This window comes from Roseibium sp. HPY-6 (assembly GCF_040530035.1).
Lineage (GTDB): Bacteria > Pseudomonadota > Alphaproteobacteria > Rhizobiales > Stappiaceae > Roseibium.
The window spans coordinates 658786-676522 of the sequence record NZ_JBEWCD010000002.1 but is presented as its reverse complement, the minus strand read 5'-3'; the positions used below and the strand labels follow the sequence as shown (position 1 = coordinate 676522).

Annotated in this window: 17 protein-coding genes; 1 reads left to right on the top strand and 16 read right to left on the bottom strand. The window is 56.8% G+C overall.

Annotation, left to right across the window (positions count from 1 at the left end; all coding sequences use genetic code 11):
- Positions 1-162: 162 nt before the first annotated feature.
- From ABVF61_RS14530 to ABVF61_RS14505, 6 genes are all read right to left on the bottom strand, one after another.
- The gene (locus ABVF61_RS14530) at positions 163-1464 is read right to left on the bottom strand and encodes an FAD-binding protein (RefSeq protein ID WP_353994262.1); all 1302 of its coding nucleotides are present in this window, start codon (positions 1462-1464) and stop codon (positions 163-165) included.
- A 6-nt stretch (positions 1465-1470) separates the two neighbouring features.
- On the bottom strand, positions 1471-2907 hold the full coding sequence (locus ABVF61_RS14525) for a UbiA family prenyltransferase (protein WP_353994261.1): 1437 nt from the start codon (positions 2905-2907) through the stop codon (positions 1471-1473).
- Between the two features lie 279 nt (positions 2908-3186).
- A complete protein-coding gene (locus tag ABVF61_RS14520) occupies positions 3187-3993 on the bottom strand; it encodes a class I SAM-dependent methyltransferase (protein ID WP_353994260.1) in 807 nt (268 codons plus the stop codon).
- Complete coding sequence (locus ABVF61_RS14515; RefSeq protein ID WP_353994259.1) at positions 3990-5042, bottom strand: glycosyltransferase family 4 protein; 1053 nt, start codon at positions 5040-5042, stop codon at positions 3990-3992. The genes ABVF61_RS14520 and ABVF61_RS14515 overlap by 4 nt, the downstream gene beginning before the upstream one ends.
- 6 nt (positions 5043-5048) lie before the next feature.
- Complete coding sequence (locus tag ABVF61_RS14510; protein WP_353994258.1) at positions 5049-5447, bottom strand: 6-pyruvoyl trahydropterin synthase family protein; 399 nt, start codon at positions 5445-5447, stop codon at positions 5049-5051.
- 57 nt (positions 5448-5504) lie between these two features.
- Positions 5505-6542 (bottom strand): zinc-dependent alcohol dehydrogenase, encoded by a 1038-nt coding sequence (locus ABVF61_RS14505; protein WP_353994257.1) that lies wholly within the window; start codon positions 6540-6542, stop codon positions 5505-5507.
- Positions 6543-6616: 74 nt separating this feature from the next.
- Here ABVF61_RS14505 and mdoH point away from each other — a divergent pair, with 74 nt between their 5' ends.
- Positions 6617-8440: a glucans biosynthesis glucosyltransferase MdoH gene (mdoH, locus tag ABVF61_RS14500; RefSeq protein ID WP_353994256.1), complete on the top strand. Its 1824-nt coding sequence runs from the start codon at positions 6617-6619 to the stop codon at positions 8438-8440.
- 52 nt (positions 8441-8492) lie between these two features.
- Here mdoH and ptsN read toward each other — a convergent pair whose 3' ends face one another.
- The 10 genes from ptsN to ABVF61_RS14450 form a co-directional block, all read right to left on the bottom strand.
- A complete protein-coding gene (gene ptsN, locus ABVF61_RS14495; protein WP_353994255.1) occupies positions 8493-8960 on the bottom strand; it encodes a PTS IIA-like nitrogen regulatory protein PtsN in 468 nt (155 codons plus the stop codon).
- Positions 8961-9021: 61 nt separating this feature from the next.
- Complete coding sequence (gene hpf, locus ABVF61_RS14490; RefSeq protein ID WP_353994254.1) at positions 9022-9609, bottom strand: ribosome hibernation-promoting factor, HPF/YfiA family; 588 nt, start codon at positions 9607-9609, stop codon at positions 9022-9024.
- Between the two features lie 313 nt (positions 9610-9922).
- On the bottom strand, positions 9923-11473 hold the full coding sequence (gene rpoN, locus ABVF61_RS14485) for an RNA polymerase factor sigma-54 (RefSeq protein ID WP_353994253.1): 1551 nt from the start codon (positions 11471-11473) through the stop codon (positions 9923-9925).
- Positions 11474-11562: 89 nt separating this feature from the next.
- Positions 11563-12318, bottom strand: coding sequence for an LPS export ABC transporter ATP-binding protein (lptB, locus tag ABVF61_RS14480; RefSeq protein ID WP_299475701.1), 756 nt, complete (start codon positions 12316-12318; stop codon positions 11563-11565).
- A 121-nt stretch (positions 12319-12439) separates the two neighbouring features.
- Complete coding sequence (locus ABVF61_RS14475; protein WP_353994252.1) at positions 12440-13009, bottom strand: LptA/OstA family protein; 570 nt, start codon at positions 13007-13009, stop codon at positions 12440-12442.
- 3 nt (positions 13010-13012) lie between these two features.
- Positions 13013-13663, bottom strand: a complete 651-nt coding sequence (lptC, locus tag ABVF61_RS14470; RefSeq protein WP_353994251.1) for an LPS export ABC transporter periplasmic protein LptC — start codon at positions 13661-13663, stop codon at positions 13013-13015.
- Positions 13664-13717: 54 nt separating this feature from the next.
- The gene (locus ABVF61_RS14465) at positions 13718-14338 is read right to left on the bottom strand and encodes a ribonuclease D (protein WP_353994250.1); all 621 of its coding nucleotides are present in this window, start codon (positions 14336-14338) and stop codon (positions 13718-13720) included.
- A 140-nt stretch (positions 14339-14478) separates the two neighbouring features.
- Entirely contained in the window at positions 14479-14943 is a 465-nt protein-coding gene (locus ABVF61_RS14460) for a c-type cytochrome (RefSeq protein WP_353994249.1), read from the bottom strand.
- Positions 14944-14948: 5 nt separating this feature from the next.
- Complete coding sequence (cueR, locus tag ABVF61_RS14455) at positions 14949-15368, bottom strand: Cu(I)-responsive transcriptional regulator (protein WP_353994248.1); 420 nt, start codon at positions 15366-15368, stop codon at positions 14949-14951.
- 10 nt (positions 15369-15378) lie between these two features.
- Positions 15379-17736, bottom strand: coding sequence for a heavy metal translocating P-type ATPase (locus ABVF61_RS14450; protein WP_353994247.1), 2358 nt, complete (start codon positions 17734-17736; stop codon positions 15379-15381).
- Position 17737 lies beyond the last annotated feature (1 nt).

Below are 17737 nucleotides of genomic sequence, written 5' to 3'. Positions count from 1 at the left end.
CTCCGCACGGGCTCGATGCAACACCGGCAATATCCGTCGAATTCAATTAAATTATATTAATTTGAAAGTCACTCGAGTTACCGTTTTTGCTATGAATAACAAAACATTACTCTGCAAAAATGATTTCAAAGCTGATTTAAATCCATTATTTACTTTAGCTGCTCAGCTTAGCGCCGTTCTGCGCCAGAAATCCGACATCAGCACGGGATCCCGGAGCTCTTCGAGCCGTTGCCAGTGCGGGAAGGAGGCCTTGAACGTGAACGCAGACATGCGTCGATCCTTGTACGGGTTGACGGCACCGCCAGCAGTCAAGGTGATCTCGTCGAGCTGCTGAAGAAGCGCGAGGGTCGGCTCGCCTTTGTCGGGAAAGTCGAGTGTGAGGGTGTAACCCGGGCGCGGAAAACTCATGAACCCAGGGCTTTTTATCTGTCCAAAACGCTTCAACACCGTCAGGAACGATCCATGCCTGCTTGCCTGCGTGCATTCAAGAAGCGATGTCACCGTTGCAAAACCACCCTTTTCCGGAATGACACTTTGGTGCTGGTGCAAGCCGCGCGGGCCGTAGAGCCGGTTCCATCGCCCGATCCGGTCGAGCGGGAAAAAGAACTTGTCGAAGGCAACATCCTGCATCGAACATCCCGCCGGCGCGCTGCGAAAATAGGTTTCGTTGAAGAGACTGAGGAAGGGCCCCTGAAGCGGTGTGATCGGCGGCGTGAAGGGGATGATCAGGCGTGGTTCTGAGGCTTTTTCCTGATATTCACCACTGGCCGTATGGTCGCCCGCGATCAGATGACCGCGCCCGAAACGCTTTCCCCGGCTGAGAGAGTCGATCCAGGCGACCGCATATTCGTGCTTTTCGTCGGCCGCTTCTGCGAGATCAAAATAGTCCTCGAGGCAATCGAAGCGCGTTGTTTCCTGCCGGATTGACGGTGAAGTCACACGCATCAACCGAATAGTTGCCGACCGGATCAAACCGGTCAGGCCCAGTCCGCCAATCGTGGCCTCGAAGAAACCGGATTCATCGCCGGATCTGATCGTGAGACAGCCTTTGTCGGTCCGATCAAGCCGGATTTCCTCAACATGGCAGCCAAACGTACCCTTGCGATGATGGTTCTTGCCGTGAATATCGTTTGCGATCGCGCCGCCGAGCGTGACGAACTGCGTTCCGGGCAGGACGGCTGGAAACCAGCCATGAGGCGCAACCGCAGCGATGATGTCCGACAGAAGAACACCGGCCTCCGCTTCCAGGAGACCTGTCGTCTTGTCAAAGGACAGAATTCTGCCTGACGAGCGTGTTGCGACGGCGGCTCCCGCCGCATTCAAACAGCTGTCCCCGTAACTGCGTCCATTGCCGTAGGGCAAAAGACTTCCTGCAGTACGCTCCTCCGTCAGATAGGCGTCAGGCTGCACGAGCTCGTTTGCTTCGACCTTCAGACCGCCCCAGCTTTGAACATGTTTCGTCATGCTGGTTCACCAGATCGCAGCAATGAGGAACAAACTCGCACCGCACCCGATCATGAACTGACTGCGCCAGTCCTTCAGGATGAACACGATCGGGTCCTCATGCATTTCGTCCCTGCGCGCCAGGATCCAGATACGCATGATGATGTAGAGGATCAGCGGGCACAGGAGCCAGATCATCTGCGGAACGGCGTAGGCCCGCTCGATTGCCGGACTTTGAATATAAAGCGCGAGAACCAACACCGCCGCGAAGCCGGATGTCATTCCGGCCTGTGAAATCGCTTCCAGGTCGACATGCCGGTATCCGCGTCCGGTGACGGCGCGCGAAGCCGTCTCCCCGACCTGCTGCAGCTCGGTGAAGCGTTTCACGAGCGCGAGAGACAGGAAGAAAAAGACGGAAAATGCCAGCAGCCAGAAAGAATACTCGATACTTGCAGCAACACCACCTGCGAGAACGCGGATCGTATAAAGACCTGCCAGAACAAAGACATCCAGTAGCAGCATCCGTTTGACAGAAACCGAATAAGCCGTGGTGATGAAGAGATAGAGCAGCAGGATGCCCGCAAATTCGATCGGCAGAAGCGTGGAGATTGCAAAGGCCACCGCGATCGAGGCAAACGCCAATGCCAGACCGTTCGGAACGCTCAATCGTCCGCTGGCAAAGGGGCGCTTCCATTTCGTCTTGTGCTTGCGGTCGGCCTCAAGGTCCATCAGGTCGTTCAGGATATAGATGGCCGATGCCGACAGCGAAAACGCGACGAACGCCAGAATTGCGCTGAGGAGCACCGAGCCGACGAAGATTTCATGCGCCATGACGGCCGGCACGAAGATGAGCGTGTTCTTCAACCACTGATGCGGGCGCATCGCCTGAACGGCGGCCTTAATCTGGCTTTCCGAGGCGTCGATCCGGTTGGCGCCGGACTGCTTCTGCCAACGATCGGCGGCGCGGTCCGGTGCCACAACCGTCGCCTCCGAAGCTGCTTCGAACAGGCAAACATCCTGATGCGAGTTGCCGTAATACTCAAAGCCGAGGTCGCCGGCCTCCGATTCGATGCGCTCTAGCTTGCGCCTGGACGTGAGGTTGGTTTCCTCGTCCGAGGCGAGCACACGATCAAAGAGAGCAAGATGCTCGGCAACGGCGTGGGCGAGCTTCTCGTTTGAGCCGGTCGCCAGGACAAGTTGCCGCCCAAGAGCCTTTTGAGCGTTCAGTTGCTCCACGACCTCCGCCCGGTAGGGCAAAACCGTCACGTCAATCCCGGCAGCTTCGGCGAGCCGTGCCTTCGTATAGGCGATCCCTCTCAAGACCCATCCGAACAGCGCAAATACGATCAGAGGATTACGGCGCAAGGACTGAAACAGGCTCTCCCAGAGCAGATCGGTCCGGAGCAATGTTCCGTCGAGATCCACATAGATTGTCCGGTTTGAAGTCTCTAGGCGCTGATCCATCAAGCAGACGTCCCGAGCCCAAGCGCCGCCACAGCCCTCTCTAGAGCTTCAACGCGCCGAACTCTTTCCCTGTTGGCCACTATCGATGCACACTAATCGTGCTTAATTTTCACCAGAACTAGCGCGAATTTCTTATCATGCGCTTTAGAGCAAAGTGAAAGAAGACGATTTCGGCCGCATTTTACGCAATTTATGCAAATTTTTGACAAGCCGATGCCAACATACTTATCGAATAGTGAATCCTTAAAAGGAAGTTTTACTTAAAATCCAATCGATAAATTAAACTTTGGACTTTGGAAAAGCTGCAAAGTCGATGTGACCGATCGTGACACGAATATCACCGGATCGCATTTGCGTCAGATGTTGCAAGCGCCATCCATCCAGATCGTCCTGCGAAATTCCATTTTTCAGGCCGACACCGGACCAGCCCGACAGGAACTCTTCCAAAAAGCCCTCGTCGGACGGCCCGACATTCCAATCGGAGGTTCCGTTGACGACTTCGTAGCCCCCTGCCTTGAACAATGCGATTGCCCGTTCGGCTGCAAAAGGACCAAGCGCCGGTCCGAAACCCTTGTCCAGCCGCTGGTCGCTGTTCAGAACATCGCGCATGGTGTTATCCAGCGACGCTTGCGGTGCGAAGGTTATTCGCCCGTCATAGGTCAAACTCGCCAGAAACGGTTTTTGCGCGCGGATGACACAACCCACAAGACGCTCCAGAAAAGCTTCCGAAACGAGGTCCAGGAAAGCCGAAGTCGTGACGGCATCCACTTCTGCAAATGGGAGATCTTCGACATTGGCGGCCAAATCGATCTGACGAAGCGAAAGCGCCCCTTGCAGTTGCCGTTGCCAACGATCGCGCGCAACGGCAATCAGAGCAGGATCATGATCGGTCAGCGTCCACATGGTGTCAGCCGGCAACCGGCCCTTAAGAGCGGCAACCGTCGACCCCGCGCCACTGGCAAGATCCAGCAGACGGGGAGAGCTGGAAGGCAGGTGTCTTTGAAAGGCCGTTTCGACTTCCCGGTTCCTGGCGGCAAGATCCAGCGGCTCTCTCAAGGCCAGCCATTTGGAGGAAAATCCGCTCATCTCAACGTCCCCTCCAAGGCCGCAGCGAACCGTGATGCCGCGTCCCGCCAGTCAGGCAATGCGGCGGCTGCTTTTTCAGCAGCCTGCGCTATATCGTGCCTTGCTGTCGCGTCACTCAAAAGCAGCTTGAGTGCGCTCTTCAGCCGGCCTGTGTCTTCTATGCCGCAGTAAATCGCAGCCTCTTGCGGCAGCGTGTCTTCAACCGCACCGCCGCCACTGCCGATCACCGGAAGTCCGTGCGCGAGCGCTTCAGTATAGGCCATCCCGTATCCTTCATAGCGGCTCGCCAGAACGAAGATGTCCGCACTGCGATAGAAGCCCGGAAGGTCACCTGGTGCGACGGCCCCCTGAAAAGTCACGCGATCTTTCAAGCCGTGCTGCGGCAGGCTTGACATCAAGGCGGCGTGGCATGCCGGATCCGCGTCGAGGCCTCCGACGATATCGAGGTGCCAATCGTATTGCTTCAGATCTTCAAGCGCTGCAAAAAGCAGATCATACCCTTTGCGCGGTACCACCGTCCCGACGGACAGAAGGCGCAGTTTATCAGAAGAGCTTCTCGCAGTACGCGCGTGTTTTTCTGTCCCTGGTAATATGACCGAGATAGCGTCCGGCGAAATCCCGAACAGATCCGCAACCTGGTCGGCGGTCGCATGACTGGTCACAATGACATGGTTTGCATGGGACAGGGCCTTGCGCTCGCTTTCGAGCAAGACCTTCGACTGCTCTTGCGTGAGACCGGTTTCCCGGCAGAGTGGATGATGCACCAGCGCTACAAGTTCTAAGTGGCCTGTCAGCGAAGCAGCTATGTCCGCCATGACACCGAACGCCAAACCATCCACCACCAGCAACGCCCCCTCAGGTAACCGGGCGAGCATGCCACGGCTCGTTGAGAGGGTCGCTTGCGTTGGGAAAGGAAACCCGTCTCCGAGGGAAATCAGTTCAACGGACCAGCCCAGATCGCGAAGCCCGGCAATGATCTGGCGGTCGTAGCCATAGCCACCCGTCGGCGTGTCCAGGTCACCCGGATATGCGAAAAACAGCTTCTTCATTGCCGGTCAGATCTTGGCTTCGTACCAGGCCCGCGCAACGTGGGATTCCGAAATGGTCACCCGGATGGCATCGAGTTCGCTGCCCGACCTGCCAAGACGATTGTCGCGGGCAGCCTGCGCGAGGTGATCATGGATATGTTTGGTCAGAAATTCGGTGGTTGTGTTCACACCGGCAAATTCCGGCACGTCGTCGAGGTTTTTGTAGTTCAGTGGCCCCAGAACCTCTTTCAGCGCTTCGTGCGCGCGGCCGATATCAATCACCACACCGTTGTCATCCAGTCTTTCAGAGAGAAAGGCAGCGTCGATGACAAATGTTGCCCCGTGCAGCGCCTGCGCGGGACCGAACAGCTCCCCCTTGAAGGAATGGGCAATCATGACGTGGTCGCGAACTTCAACAGCAAACATTTTTGGAGGTTCCTGAGACTTCTGATCGAAACGGTTGGACGAGGCGGGGAGCACCTTCTAGCAGATCTGCTCCTCATAAACGACAAGGGCGGCCAGAACATCTGACGCCTTGTTCAACACTTTGGGAAGTTGCTCCGGCAGACTTCGAAATGCAATCCTGTGCGTGATCAGACAATCGAGCACAGGGTCTTCGAGGAGAGACATTGCCGTTTCCAGTCGCCGCCGATATGTCCAGCGCGGCTGGCGTTCAAACGGAATTGTCCCGACCTGACTGGAGATCAGCTTGAGGCGTCGACTGTGGAAATCCGCTCCCAGAGATACGGCAACGTTTCCAGCACCATACCAGCTCATTTCAACGATGGACGTTCCGTCCCCCGCGCATTCCAAAGCCGTCGCCAGGCCAGCTGCATTGGCGCTTGTGTGAAAAACAATGTCCTGATCGCGCGGAGCATTTTGCGGCAGTGCAAAATAAAGTCCGAGCGCCTTCGCAGTTTCTTCACGCTCAGGGTTTGTATCAATGACGGTGACGGTTGATCCGGGCAGTTTGCCCGCAACGTATGCGGTCAGGAGGCCGACAACGCCACCACCGACCACGCAGATGTGATCCCCAGGTGATGGTTTTCCGTCCCATATAGCGTTAAGCGCTGTTTCCATATTGGCTGCAAGAACAGCACGTTCTGGCGAAACGCCATCTGGAACCGGCATGCAAGAGTTGGCAGGGAGAGTGTAGACGTTTTGATGTGGGTAGAGGGAAAAGACGGTTCGGCCGACCAGAGCTGTGTCTCCTTCCAGAACCGTGCCAACGCTGGAATATCCGTATTTCACCGGGAAAGGAAAATCTCCTTCCTGAAACGGGGCGCGCATTCGCTGCCACTCGCTTTGTGGCACCTGCCCGCGAAACACGAGGCCTTCCGTGCCGCGGCTTACGCCGCTATAGAGTGCTTTCACAAAAACCTCTCCAGGTTGCGGCTTTCGGTGGGAAACCCGTTCAAGGCCGCACCTTTCCTGTCCCTGGTACCACAAAGCGCATGGCTCGGGTGTGCCGCGCGTCACCGCCTCTTCTTCCGTCATTCCCGTACCGTTCCGCTCACTCAATTAGCTCCTGTCAAGATTAGGACATTTTGACATGCGCACTATCGTCACGATTGCCCGAATTGGAAGTCAAAAAAATGTTTCGAGTCTCTGACACCTCCCATTCAGACATATCACCGAGGCGCATGACCGTCAGGCGGACGATCTTTGCATGTCTGCTGGCGATAAGCTTCATCGGGCTAACGGCGCTGATGGCGGTCACATTGTCTCCGGGCGGTCTGCTGCCACTCGATCTGTTCATTCTGGTCTGTTTCATGGTGACGCTGCCGTGGACAATCATCGGATTCTGGAACGCCATTATCGGTTTGCTGGTCATGAGACTGTCCCGCGATCCTGTAACGGCGGTCTGCCCGATAAACACCGGTGATCCGGAGGCACCGCTCACGAGCTCCACGGCGCTATTGTCCTGCGTGCGTGACGAGGATGTGGAAAGCCTGGAAACAAATCTGAGCGCGATGGTGACCAATCTCATCCGGTCAGGATATGCGCCACATTTCAAGCTCTACGTGCTCAGCGATACGTCACTCGACTCGATCGCGCTACAAGAGCAGGAAATGAGCGCCCGCATGTCGGAACGCTTTCAAGGGCAGATGGACGTCATCTATCGGCGCCGCTCTCTGAATACGGGCTTCAAGGCCGGCAACATCGAAGATTTCTGCGACCGCTGGGGCGATGAACACGATTTCGCGCTGGTCTTGGATGCCGACAGCTACATGTCCGCTGATGCGATTGCCACGCTTGTGCGCCGCATGGAAGCAAATCCGAAGCTGGGCATCCTGCAGAGCCTCGTGGTCGGGCTTCCCACAGACAGCGCCTTTGCGCGGGTGTTCCAGTTCGGAATGCGTCTTGGGATGCGCTCCTACACAATCGGCAGTGCCTGGTGGCAGGGAGATTGCGGTCCCTATTGGGGGCACAACGCCCTTCTGCGGTTGAAGCCGTTCAAGGAGCATTGCCGGCTGCCGGAACTGCCCGGGAAGGGTCCGCTTGCGGGCACGATCCTGTCGCATGACCAGGTTGAGGCTGTCCTCATGCGCCGTGCAGGCTACGAGTGCCGCGTCCTGCCGCTGGAAACCGGCAGCTACGAGGACAATCCACCTCACCTCCTGGAATTCATTCGCAGGGACCTGCGCTGGTGCCAGGGGAACCTTCAATACCGCCGCCTGATCGGCATGAAGGGTCTGAAGCCTGTCAGCCGCGCGCAATTGTTCCTGGCGATCCTGATGTTCCTGGGGTCGCCCGCCTGGATCGGTTTCATGATCGGGGCAGCTGTTCTCGGCATGACCACCGACTATGCACCGTATCGTGCAGATACCGGTGTCGTGATTTTCTTCACCGTCCTCGGAATGGTCTTTGCGCCAAAGATCGCAACTGTTGCAGACGTTCTGGTCCGCCGCGACCTCAGGACGGCTTTCGGAGGTCCCATCAGGGTGCTGCTCAGTTTCGGTTCGGAAATCGTCTATTCAGCCATGATGGCGCCTATCATGGCGGTCGCCCATACACTGTTCATGGGTGGGCTCGCGGTTGGCAAAACCATTGGCTGGGGTGCGCAGGCACGTGGTGTCGCGCGGCTCCCGATACCGCTCGCAACCGCCAAGCTCTGGCCACAGACACTTTTCGGGCTCGCGGGCCTTGTCTGGATGTCTTCGCAGCCAATTGAACTTGTGTGGCCGATCATACCGGTCGCGATCGGTCCGCTGCTCGCAATCGGGATTGCGGTGTCCACTTCTACAAAATTTCTCGGAAAACTCGGGATCCGTTCGACGCTCTGGCGTATCCCTGAAGAAACAAACCCGCCGGCAGAGCTGTCAGATCTGCACCTGCCGGCGCTTGCAAGGCACACGGCACCGGTAGATGCAGAACCGGGCCTGGTTCAGGGCGACCCGAAACCTGCAGAAGCCTAAAAGAAAAGACCGGCGAGAGCCGGTCTTTTTTTCATCCCCTGCCAGACAGGGTTCAAGCTGCGTTTGAAGACGCCAGAGGCTGAATCAGAAAATCATATATTTCTTCGGCATCGGCGGAGCCGCGAAGCCCCTGCGTTACAGTCGCATCCCGAAGCTGACGCGCGATCCGGGCCAGTGCTTTCAAATGGTCCGCACCAGCCCCTTCAGGTGCCAGCAGCAGAAACACCAGGTCGACGGGCTGATCATCCAGCGCATCAAAATCAACCGGTCTTTCAAGCTTGGCAAACAGGCCAACCAGACGGTCCAGTCGCGTCAGTTTGCCGTGCGGGATCGCAATCCCGTGGCCGACTCCTGTGGAGCCCAGACGCTCGCGCTGAAGCAGCGTGTCGAAAATTTCGCGTTCCGAAAGACCGGTCAGTCCCGCAGCATGCGCGGACAGTTCCTGAATTGCCTGTTTCTTGCTTTTGGCCTTCAGGCCGGCAATTACCGAGTCTTTACCCAGAAGATCGCTAAGATCCATTAGTAAGCCTACAAGTTTCGGAAGCCGGCCCCAGCGTGGAAGCCGGCTCCTTCCGCATCATCTATTCGGCAGCTTCTCCAGCCACCAACGCTGGGTCTATCCACCCTATATTGCCATCCGGCCTGCGGTAGACAACGTTTACACCGCCATTTGCCGCATTTTTGAACATAACAACCGGCGCTTCGGTCAGATCCAGCTCCATTACAGCCATTCCGACTGTCATGGTTTTCACCTTGGCGGATGTTTCCGCAATGACAAGCGGATTGAAATCCGCTGGAACTTCCTCGTCGTCCTCCGGCGAGGCCAGCACGTATGAAGCTGCTTCAAATGCCTCACGGCCGTTGCCGTTGTGGCTATGATGGTCCTTCAGCTTGCGCTTGTACCGCCGCAACCTTTTTTCGATCTTGTCCGCCGCGGAGTCGAAACTGTTGCGCGGATCCTGATCCTGTGCAGACACCTGTAACACGATTCCCGTGTCGAGGTGCAGGCTGCATTCAGACTTGAAGCCTGTTCCCTCCCTGCTGAGCGTAACGTGGCCAGTGAATCCGCCCGTGAAATACTTCGACAGGGCATCTTCGATCCGGTCTGTGATGTGCTCGCGCAGTGCATCGCCCACATCCACATTTTTACCCGAAATCCGCAAAGCCATGGGGACCTCTTCTTTTTCTCTTGGCCGATAAATCATCAGCTTGCGCCGATGTCGAGACGCGAAACGTCTCAAGTCCACAGAATGGACCAGTCAGCGCTCAAGCGCCATCCCCTCATTACGTCATGAGGGCGGTGCTATAATTGCGCTAACGCAAAGTGTCAATTCTAAATAAATAGGTCGTCCCACCCTCCGTGAGAATGGTGCGATCCCGACAATGTGTTCGAGAAAAAATCCGGAAATCCGTTGGAAATTGCAGCCATTATGTGTGGCGTCCGGAACGGTCGACGCGAAGCGGCAAATGAGGGCGGGCCAGCTAGAGCTTCGAGTTCTTTTCGCGCCTGCGCTGAACCGAAGATCCGATTTTCATCGCCTCTCGGTACTTTGCCACAGTCCTGCGTGCAATATCGATCCCGTCGTCCTTGAGAATTTTGACGATCGTGTCATCGGACAGGATGGCCTTGGGGTCTTCTGCGTCGATCATTTGCTTGATGCGATGCCTTACAGCTTCTGCTGAATGGGAGTCCCCGTCAGCGGTTCCGGAGATGGCAGACGAGAAGAAATACTTGAGTTCGAAGATCCCGCGCGGTGTCGACATGAACTTGTTTGATGTGACGCGGCTGACAGTCGATTCATGCATTCCGATCGCTTCTGCGATCGTCTTCAGGTTGAGCGGTCTGAGATGCGCGATTCCGTATGTCAGGAAGCCGTCCTGCTGGCGCACAATTTCAGTGGATACCTTGAGGATTGTCTTGGCGCGCTGGTCCAGGCTCTTTGCAAGCCAGTTCGCGGTCTGAAGGGATTCGGTGAGATATTCCTTCTCGGTCTCGTTGCGCGCGGTCTTGATGACCTTGGCAAAGTAAGTCTGGTTCACCAGCACTTTGGGCAGCGTGTCGGAGTTGAGTTCGACCGCCCAGGTTCCATCGTTGGCCGGGCGGACGAAGACGTCCGGGACCACCGGTTGTACGAGCGACGACCCGAAAACGCTGCCCGGCTTCGGGTCGAGCGCCCGGATCTCGGCAATCATTTCGACAAGGTCCTCGTCATCGACACCGCAGATTTTCTTGAGCGCGGCAAGTTCACGCTTCGCAAGCAGCTCGATATTGTCGATAAGCGCTTCCATCGCCGGGTCGAACCGGTTTTTGTCGATCAGCTGAAGCTTCAGACACTCTGCCAGATTTCGCGCAAAAACGCCTGCAGGCTCAAAGGATTGCAGGGTTGTGAGGACCGCCTCGACCCGATCGACGTCGACACCAAGCTGTTCCGCTGTATCTTCAAGCTCCTGGTAGAGGTAACCGTTCTCATCGAGCGAGTTGATCAGGTGACCGGCGATCAACCGGTCGGCCTCGTCGCTTAGCGCCAGGTGCATCTGCTCTTCGAGCGATGTTCCAAGCGACGCTTCTTCGGCGACAAAGGCTTCGAGATTATAGTCTTCAGAGGCAGCGCCGCTCGAGGCGTTCTTGTAGCTGTCTCCCGATTTCAAAAGTGCGGGATCCGGTGATGCCGGGACTCCCGGCTCGTCCGGGAAAACATTCCCAAGGTCGGTGTCCATGCGCGATGCGATGGCTTCCGATCCCGTTTCGAGATCGTTTTGCATCCAGTCGCCGGAATTCGGCTCATCACCCGATGAAGCTCCTGCGTCGGACGGCTCCGGTGATGGTTCCGATGCCCCTGAGGCTTCGCCGTTGCCTGCCTCCGCAGCCTCGCTGTCGCCTTTTTCGAGCAGCGGATTGCGCTCAAGCTCTGCCTCGACATAGGAAACCAGATCGAGGTTGGACATCTGCAGCAGCTTGATTGCCTGCATCAGTTGCGGCGTCATTACCAGTGACTGGCTTTGCCGCATTTCCAACTTGGTTGAAATGGCCATCGAGTTCCCAGGCGCCTATCAGCTTCGTGTGGTCTGCTTTTTGCTTATTTATTGCAGAACCGAACTATACCCTAGCTCGACACTCGTCATCAAAGCGTAAATTGCTCACCAAGATAAAGCCTGCGCACATCCGGGTTCGTAACGATCTCCTGTGGCAGTCCTTCGGTCAAAACCTCCCCGGCTGCAATGATATAGGCCCTGTCGATCAGTCCGAGAGTCTCACGGACATTGTGGTCCGTGATCAGGACACCAATGCCCCGCTGCGTCAGGTGGCGGACCAGCTGCTGGATATCGCCTACCGCAATCGGGTCAATCCCGGCAAAGGGCTCGTCAAGCAGCATGAAGGACGGGCGGCTGGCAAGAGCACGCGCAATCTCGACACGCCGTCTTTCACCGCCGGACAAGGCAATACTCGGTGATTTGCGCAGGTGAGTCAGACCGAATTCCGCCAGAAGCGAATCGAGTTCCTCGCGGCGTTTTTGACGGCTGGGCTCGATCACTTCAAGAACCGCACGAATGTTCTCTTCGACGGTCAGGCCACGAAAAATCGACGCTTCCTGCGGCAGATATCCAATACCGAGACGTGCCCGGCGGTACATCGGCATCCGTGTGATGTTGAAACCTTCCAGAAGGATCTGTCCCTGATCCGGCCGGATGAGGCCCGTGATCATGTAAAAGGTTGTGGTTTTGCCGGCACCGTTTGGACCCAACAATCCAACCGCTTCGCCCGGTTTGACCGACAGACTGACATACTTGACCACTTGACGGCGGCCATAGGTCTTTCCAATCCCTTCCACCACCAGCGCCTGTGACAGATCGTCTTCAGACAAATCAGGTTCCGGCATATGTCCGTGCAATCCGTTGAAATCCGAAGACGTTCTTTTCACCTATCAAAAATCCAATCAACACTAGCCTGCGCATCATCTTTACGGTCTGCCGATGCGATGTCGGCATCCCCTAACGGGTTCAGTTTTCTTCGACGCTGTTCGGCAGGATCCGTACCTTGACCCGTCCGCCGCCGCCTTCGGAGTTGGACAGGTTCGCCTTTGCAGCCGTCAAGTTTGCCTGTCCGGTTTTCAGGTTAACGGTCAGCTTGTTGCCGACGACCACGTTCGGGCCCTGGCTCAACACGACCTCACGGCCCGTCATAACCATGATTTCCTTGGTCATGTCGAAGCTTGCGGCATCGCCCTTGGCGGTCTGGTCCTTCGACGTCACAAAGACACCGCCCTCGGCCTCGAGGCGGGATATCCGCTGCTGGACTGCACCTTCGCCGGCCGAGGCACCGGAGCCGGCATAGAAGACCTTCAGACGCTCGGTTTTGAGGCTGGTCTCGCCCTGGATGACGACAACGTCGCCGACGAAGGTCGCCGTGTTGTTGTTGTCTTCCACTCTCAATTCGCTCGCTTCAATCTCGATCGGCTCACCATCATCCGACCCGAAACCAGCAAAGGAGTCGGTAAATGTCTGCGCTTGCGCGGCGGCGGCGAAAAGAGCTGCCGATGCGGCAATCGCGAAGCGCTTCAAAATAGTCATCTGCTACTGTCCTTCCGATGCCGGATTAATGGTCATTCTGATGCCATCCGAAAACCGGACGAGACCCTTTTCCTTATCATATGAGAGTTTGCCGGATTGAATACGGCCCTGATCGGAGCGGATGGAAACGGGCTCCGATGTGCTCATAGCGCCATCCTTCAAATCGACTTCGACTACAGACATGTCAACCGTGTAGCCCTCGCTCCACTCGATCTGAATCCCTTCATAGAGGCGTAAAGTTTCCGCTGCGTTATTGTAAATACCCTTCAGGGCGACGATTTCCGCACTCTCGTCCGCGCTCAGAACGATGTCGGCACGGATGGTTTCCAGATCGATTATCCTTGGATCGCTTAGTCTTTGGATCGCCCTGCGCGCCGTTACCTTGTAAGACCGCTCCCCGTCATGCCCGGAGAGCTCAGGATGGTCCATCACCAATCCCTCGCTGGTCAGCATCATGTTTGCCGCGCCAAAGCCGCTTAACAGATTGAACAGAACGACCAGTCCGATCATCACGGCAAGTATCAAGAGGCCAACGCCCGGGAACACCCAGCGCAGGACACGCACCAGAACGCTGTGACGGCGCGCGGCCCGCTGCGCACGGCTGAACTGATGCCTGGGGGCGGTCTGCCCTATTTGATCGCTGATGACGCTCAACACTGTCTCCAATCACGACACCCTGGATGCGGTAACCGTCCTTCGGTCCGCCGATCAGGAATGCGCGAAAATGTCGTTTTCTTCCCAGCCCTTCAGGTCGAGTTCTGCGCGGGTCGGCAAAAAAGCGAAACAGGCTTTCGCGATATGCGACCTTTCTTCCCGAGCGAGCATGAACTCCAGTTTTTCTTTCAAGGCATGCAGATGCAGGACATCCGATGCCGCATAGGCCAATTGGGCATCAGATAGCTTTTCGGCCGCCCAGTCAGAACTCTGCTGCTGCTTCGACAACTCAACGCCCAGGAGCTCACGTGTGATGTCCTTCAAGCCGTGCCGGTCCGTATAGGTGCGCACAAGCTTGGAAGCGATCTTGGTGCACCAGACAGGTTCGACTTCGATGCCTAGATAGTGCCGCAATACGGCGACATCAAACCGCGCGAAATGAAAAATCTTGGGTTTGGACACATCGGTGAACAGGCGCGCCAGGTTCGGCGCTTCGGTTTGACCACGCGCGATCTGAACGACATCCGCAGTTCCATCTCCGGGCGACAACTGCACGACGCAAAGGCGATCCCGGTGCGGATTAAGGCCAAGGGTTTCTGAATCAACCGCGACCGCGCTTGCGGTTTCGTATGTTTTCAGATCAGGAAGATCACCCTTGTGGTACCGGATGGTCATGCTGCGTCGTCTCCTGTTGCTTGGCTGGCAGTGCTTTATAACGCGCCATGTTTGACCGTCAGGTAAAACATGCTGCCGGTTGTGGCAAGCAGATTGCTGCAGCGAAACGTTGACCATGGTGAGCGAAAATGCGCGCAGACTTATTTCTCGACGCGGAAAACCTCGTGACAGGATTTGCAGGTTCCCGCCATTTCGGCAAAGCTGGACATGATTGTTTTCCGGTCGGCACCAGACCTGGCGCCGTCGCCTAGCTTGAGTGCGGACACTCTCAAACGTTCCGCCAATTGCGAAAAATCATTCCATTGTTTCCAGATCGCCGGGCTTGCCTCTGTTGGAGATTGCAGGCTGCCTTCCGGAAATAATCGTGTCATCGCCTCTCCTGCATGATCGGCAACAACCGTGCCCGCCTTTGCGACGGCCTCTCCATCGTAAGGGATTTCTTCTTTCAGCATCCGGCCGACCGTTTTCACGTTCCTGCTGATTTCGGTCATGGCATCCATGCGCTCCTTCACGACACCCATGGCACCGCTATGGGCCCAGGCAACGGCCAGGCTCCAAAGGCCGGCCGACATCGTGAACACAACGCAAACAAGGCTTCTGTTCATCACCCTTACCCGTCCTCTCCCGACGTGTTCCAGGGGCCGATTTCCCCCGCAAGGTCATCAATAATCGGACAGTCCGGACGGTTGTCACCATGGCAGGCGGCAGACAGTTTTTCCAGGACCCGCTTGAGGGACATCAGTTCTTCGATCTTGCGCTCGACTTCCAGGATCTTTGCGCGGGTAAGAGCCTTGACGTCAGCGCTCGCACGATTTCGATCCTCGTAAAGCGACAGCAGGTCACGGCACTCGTCAATCGAAAATCCCAGGTTTCTTGCCCGTTGCAGAAAGGTCAGCCTCTGAACATCCGTTTCAGAAAAATCCCGATAACCGTTACCGCTGCGGGTCGGTTCGACAAGACCGATTTCCTCATAATAGCGGATCGTCTTGGCGGGCAGACGGCTCAATTCGGAAGCTGTGCCTATGTTCATGTTTGCTGACTCACAGTTTCAAACTGCGCAAACGCAGCGCGTTGCCGATAACGGAGACAGAAGAAAGGCTCATCGCCGCCGCCGCGAGCATCGGAGACAACAATACCCCGAAGACGGGATAAAGCACGCCTGCTGCGATCGGGACACCAACGGAATTGTAGGCGAACGCGAAAAACAGATTTTGCCGGATGTTACGCACGGTCTCGCGGGCCAGGGTGCGGGCGCGCAATATGCCCTCAAGATCGCCTTTCAGCAGCGTCAGCCCGGCGCTTTCGACGGCGACATCGGCACCGGTCCCCATGGCCAGGCCAACATCCGCAGCTGCAAGTGCGGGCGCATCATTGACGCCGTCACCCGCCATCGCCACAACGTGCCCCTTCGACTTGAGATCTTCCACCAGCTTCTGCTTGCCTTCGGGCAATACGCCGGCCCAGACGTCATCAATTGCGAGCGCCGCTGCGACTGCGTCTGCGGTGGGTTTTGCATCGCCTGTTGCCATAACAATCTTGACGCCATCGCGGTGCAGAGCATCAATCGCTGCCTTGGCATTTTTCTTCACCGGATCCGCGACAGCTATGACGCCCTGCACAAAGACCTGCCCGCCAAATTCCTGGACGAGATACATCGCGGTCTTGCCAAGTGCGGACAATTCTTCGGCACGCTCGGACATTTCAGCAATGTCTGCCCCCGCTTCATTCGCAAACTGGCTGTTCCCTAGGAAAACGCGGCTTCCGCCGATCTTAGCGGTAACCCCTTTGCCTGTTATGGACTGGAACTCTTCTGTCTGCGGTAAAACGAGTTGCCGCGCATTTGCAGCACTCAAGATGGCTTCGGCAAGCGGATGTTCCGAGCCCTTTTCAAGCGCCCCTGCAAGCTCCAGAACCTGATCTTCCGTCACGCCGGAAGCCGGCAGTATATCGCTGAGAACCGGCCGACCCTCTGTCAGCGTACCGGTCTTGTCGACAACGATCGTATCAACTTGGGCAAGACGCTCAAGACTTTCAGCCTCCTTTACGAGAACGCCTGCCTGTGCGCCCCGGCCTGTTGCAGTCATGATCGACATTGGTGTCGCCAATCCGAGCGCACAGGGACATGCGATGATCAAGACAGAGACTGCCGCGATGACGGCATGCACCAGAGAAGGACTGGGACCTAAAATGAGCCAGACACAAAATGCCAATACCGCGATGGCAACAACTGTGGGAACGAAGTAACTGGCAACGCGGTCCGCGAGACCCTGGATCGGTGCGCGTGAGCGCTGCGCTGACGCGACCATGTCGACGATTTTCGCAAGCATCGTATCCGCACCGACGTGCTGCGCTTCCATCACGAAAGTTCCGGTCTTGTTGAGCGTACCACCGGTCACATGGTCTCCCACTCCCTTTGCGACTGGAAGCGGTTCACCGGTTACAAGACTTTCATCAATCGATGACACCCCGTCCAGGACGATGCCATCCACCGGAACCGAGTCGCCTGGGCGCACGCGCAACCTGTCGCCTGAAAGGATGTTTTCGAGAGGGGCGTCATATTCCTCGTCGTCGTCCACAATGCGCCGGGCCGTTTTCGGGGCAAGATCAAGCAGGGCGCGAATGGCATCTCCCGTTCGTTCCCGTGCGTTCAACTCGAGCACCTGACCGACGAAGACCAGCGCGACAATCACAACGGCAGCTTCAAAATATACCGGCAGATGCCCGCTTGTCCCCTTCAGCGTATCTGGAAACAGAAACGGCATGAAAGCCGCCGTCATGGAATAAAGGTAGGCCGCGCCCACCCCGATCATGATCAGGGTCCACATGTTGAAGTGGCGGGTGACGAGTGAGGTCCAGCCCCGCTGGAAAAACGGGAGAGCTGCCCACAGGACCACAGGCGTTGCCAGAATTGCCTCCAGATAGATCGCAAGACCTTCACCAATCCAGTCGCGTATCGGCACACCAACCATCGGGCCCATCGTCAGAATGAGCAAAGGAATGGCCGCAAGAACGCTTACCCATAGCCGCCGGGTAAAGTCGATCAGTTCATGATTGGGTTCGTCGGAAACACCACTCATCGGCTCCAGGGCCATACCGCAAATAGGGCAAGTGCCGGGACCTTCCTGAACGATCTCGGGGTCCATCGGACATGTGAACAGCGCAGCAGAGCCTGACTGCTCCGCTTCCAGCCGTTTCTTTTTCTCGCTGTTCCCGGAAAGATAAAAGTAAGGGTCGGTCTCGAACCTGTCGTGGCATTTCGGATTGCAGAAATGATATTCGCGGCCCTTGTAACGCAGGGCCGGCTTGCCCTTTCCAAGCTTCACCGACATCCCGCATACGGGGTCGGTCGCAGTGTCTGCCTGGTTCACTTCATCCGGGGCGACGGCGGTTTCCTGCATG

Excerpts from the sequence above, each read along its gene's own strand:
- ABVF61_RS14460 (WP_353994249.1), bottom strand. The coding sequence starts at position 14,943 with ATGAACAGAAGCCTTGTTTGCGTTGTGTTCACGATGTCGGCCGGCCTT.
- ABVF61_RS14475 (WP_353994252.1), bottom strand. The coding sequence starts at position 13,009 with ATGACTATTTTGAAGCGCTTCGCGATTGCCGCATCGGCAGCTCTTTTC.
- ABVF61_RS14530 (WP_353994262.1), bottom strand. The coding sequence starts at position 1,464 with ATGACGAAACATGTTCAAAGCTGGGGCGGTCTGAAGGTCGAAGCAAAC.
- lptB (WP_299475701.1), bottom strand. The coding sequence starts at position 12,318 with ATGCCGGAACCTGATTTGTCTGAAGACGATCTGTCACAGGCGCTGGTG.
- ptsN (WP_353994255.1), bottom strand. The coding sequence starts at position 8,960 with ATGGATCTTAGCGATCTTCTGGGTAAAGACTCGGTAATTGCCGGCCTG.
- hpf (WP_353994254.1), bottom strand. The coding sequence starts at position 9,609 with ATGGCTTTGCGGATTTCGGGTAAAAATGTGGATGTGGGCGATGCACTG.
- ABVF61_RS14525 (WP_353994261.1), bottom strand. The coding sequence starts at position 2,907 with ATGGATCAGCGCCTAGAGACTTCAAACCGGACAATCTATGTGGATCTC.
- rpoN (WP_353994253.1), bottom strand. The coding sequence starts at position 11,473 with ATGGCCATTTCAACCAAGTTGGAAATGCGGCAAAGCCAGTCACTGGTA.
- ABVF61_RS14515 (WP_353994259.1), bottom strand. The coding sequence starts at position 5,042 with ATGAAGAAGCTGTTTTTCGCATATCCGGGTGACCTGGACACGCCGACG.
- mdoH (WP_353994256.1), top strand. The coding sequence starts at position 6,617 with ATGTTTCGAGTCTCTGACACCTCCCATTCAGACATATCACCGAGGCGC.
- ABVF61_RS14510 (WP_353994258.1), bottom strand. The coding sequence starts at position 5,447 with ATGTTTGCTGTTGAAGTTCGCGACCACGTCATGATTGCCCATTCCTTC.
- ABVF61_RS14520 (WP_353994260.1), bottom strand. The coding sequence starts at position 3,993 with ATGAGCGGATTTTCCTCCAAATGGCTGGCCTTGAGAGAGCCGCTGGAT.
- cueR (WP_353994248.1), bottom strand. The coding sequence starts at position 15,368 with ATGAACATAGGCACAGCTTCCGAATTGAGCCGTCTGCCCGCCAAGACG.
- ABVF61_RS14450 (WP_353994247.1), bottom strand. The coding sequence starts at position 17,736 with ATGCAGGAAACCGCCGTCGCCCCGGATGAAGTGAACCAGGCAGACACT.
- ABVF61_RS14465 (WP_353994250.1), bottom strand. The coding sequence starts at position 14,338 with ATGACCATCCGGTACCACAAGGGTGATCTTCCTGATCTGAAAACATAC.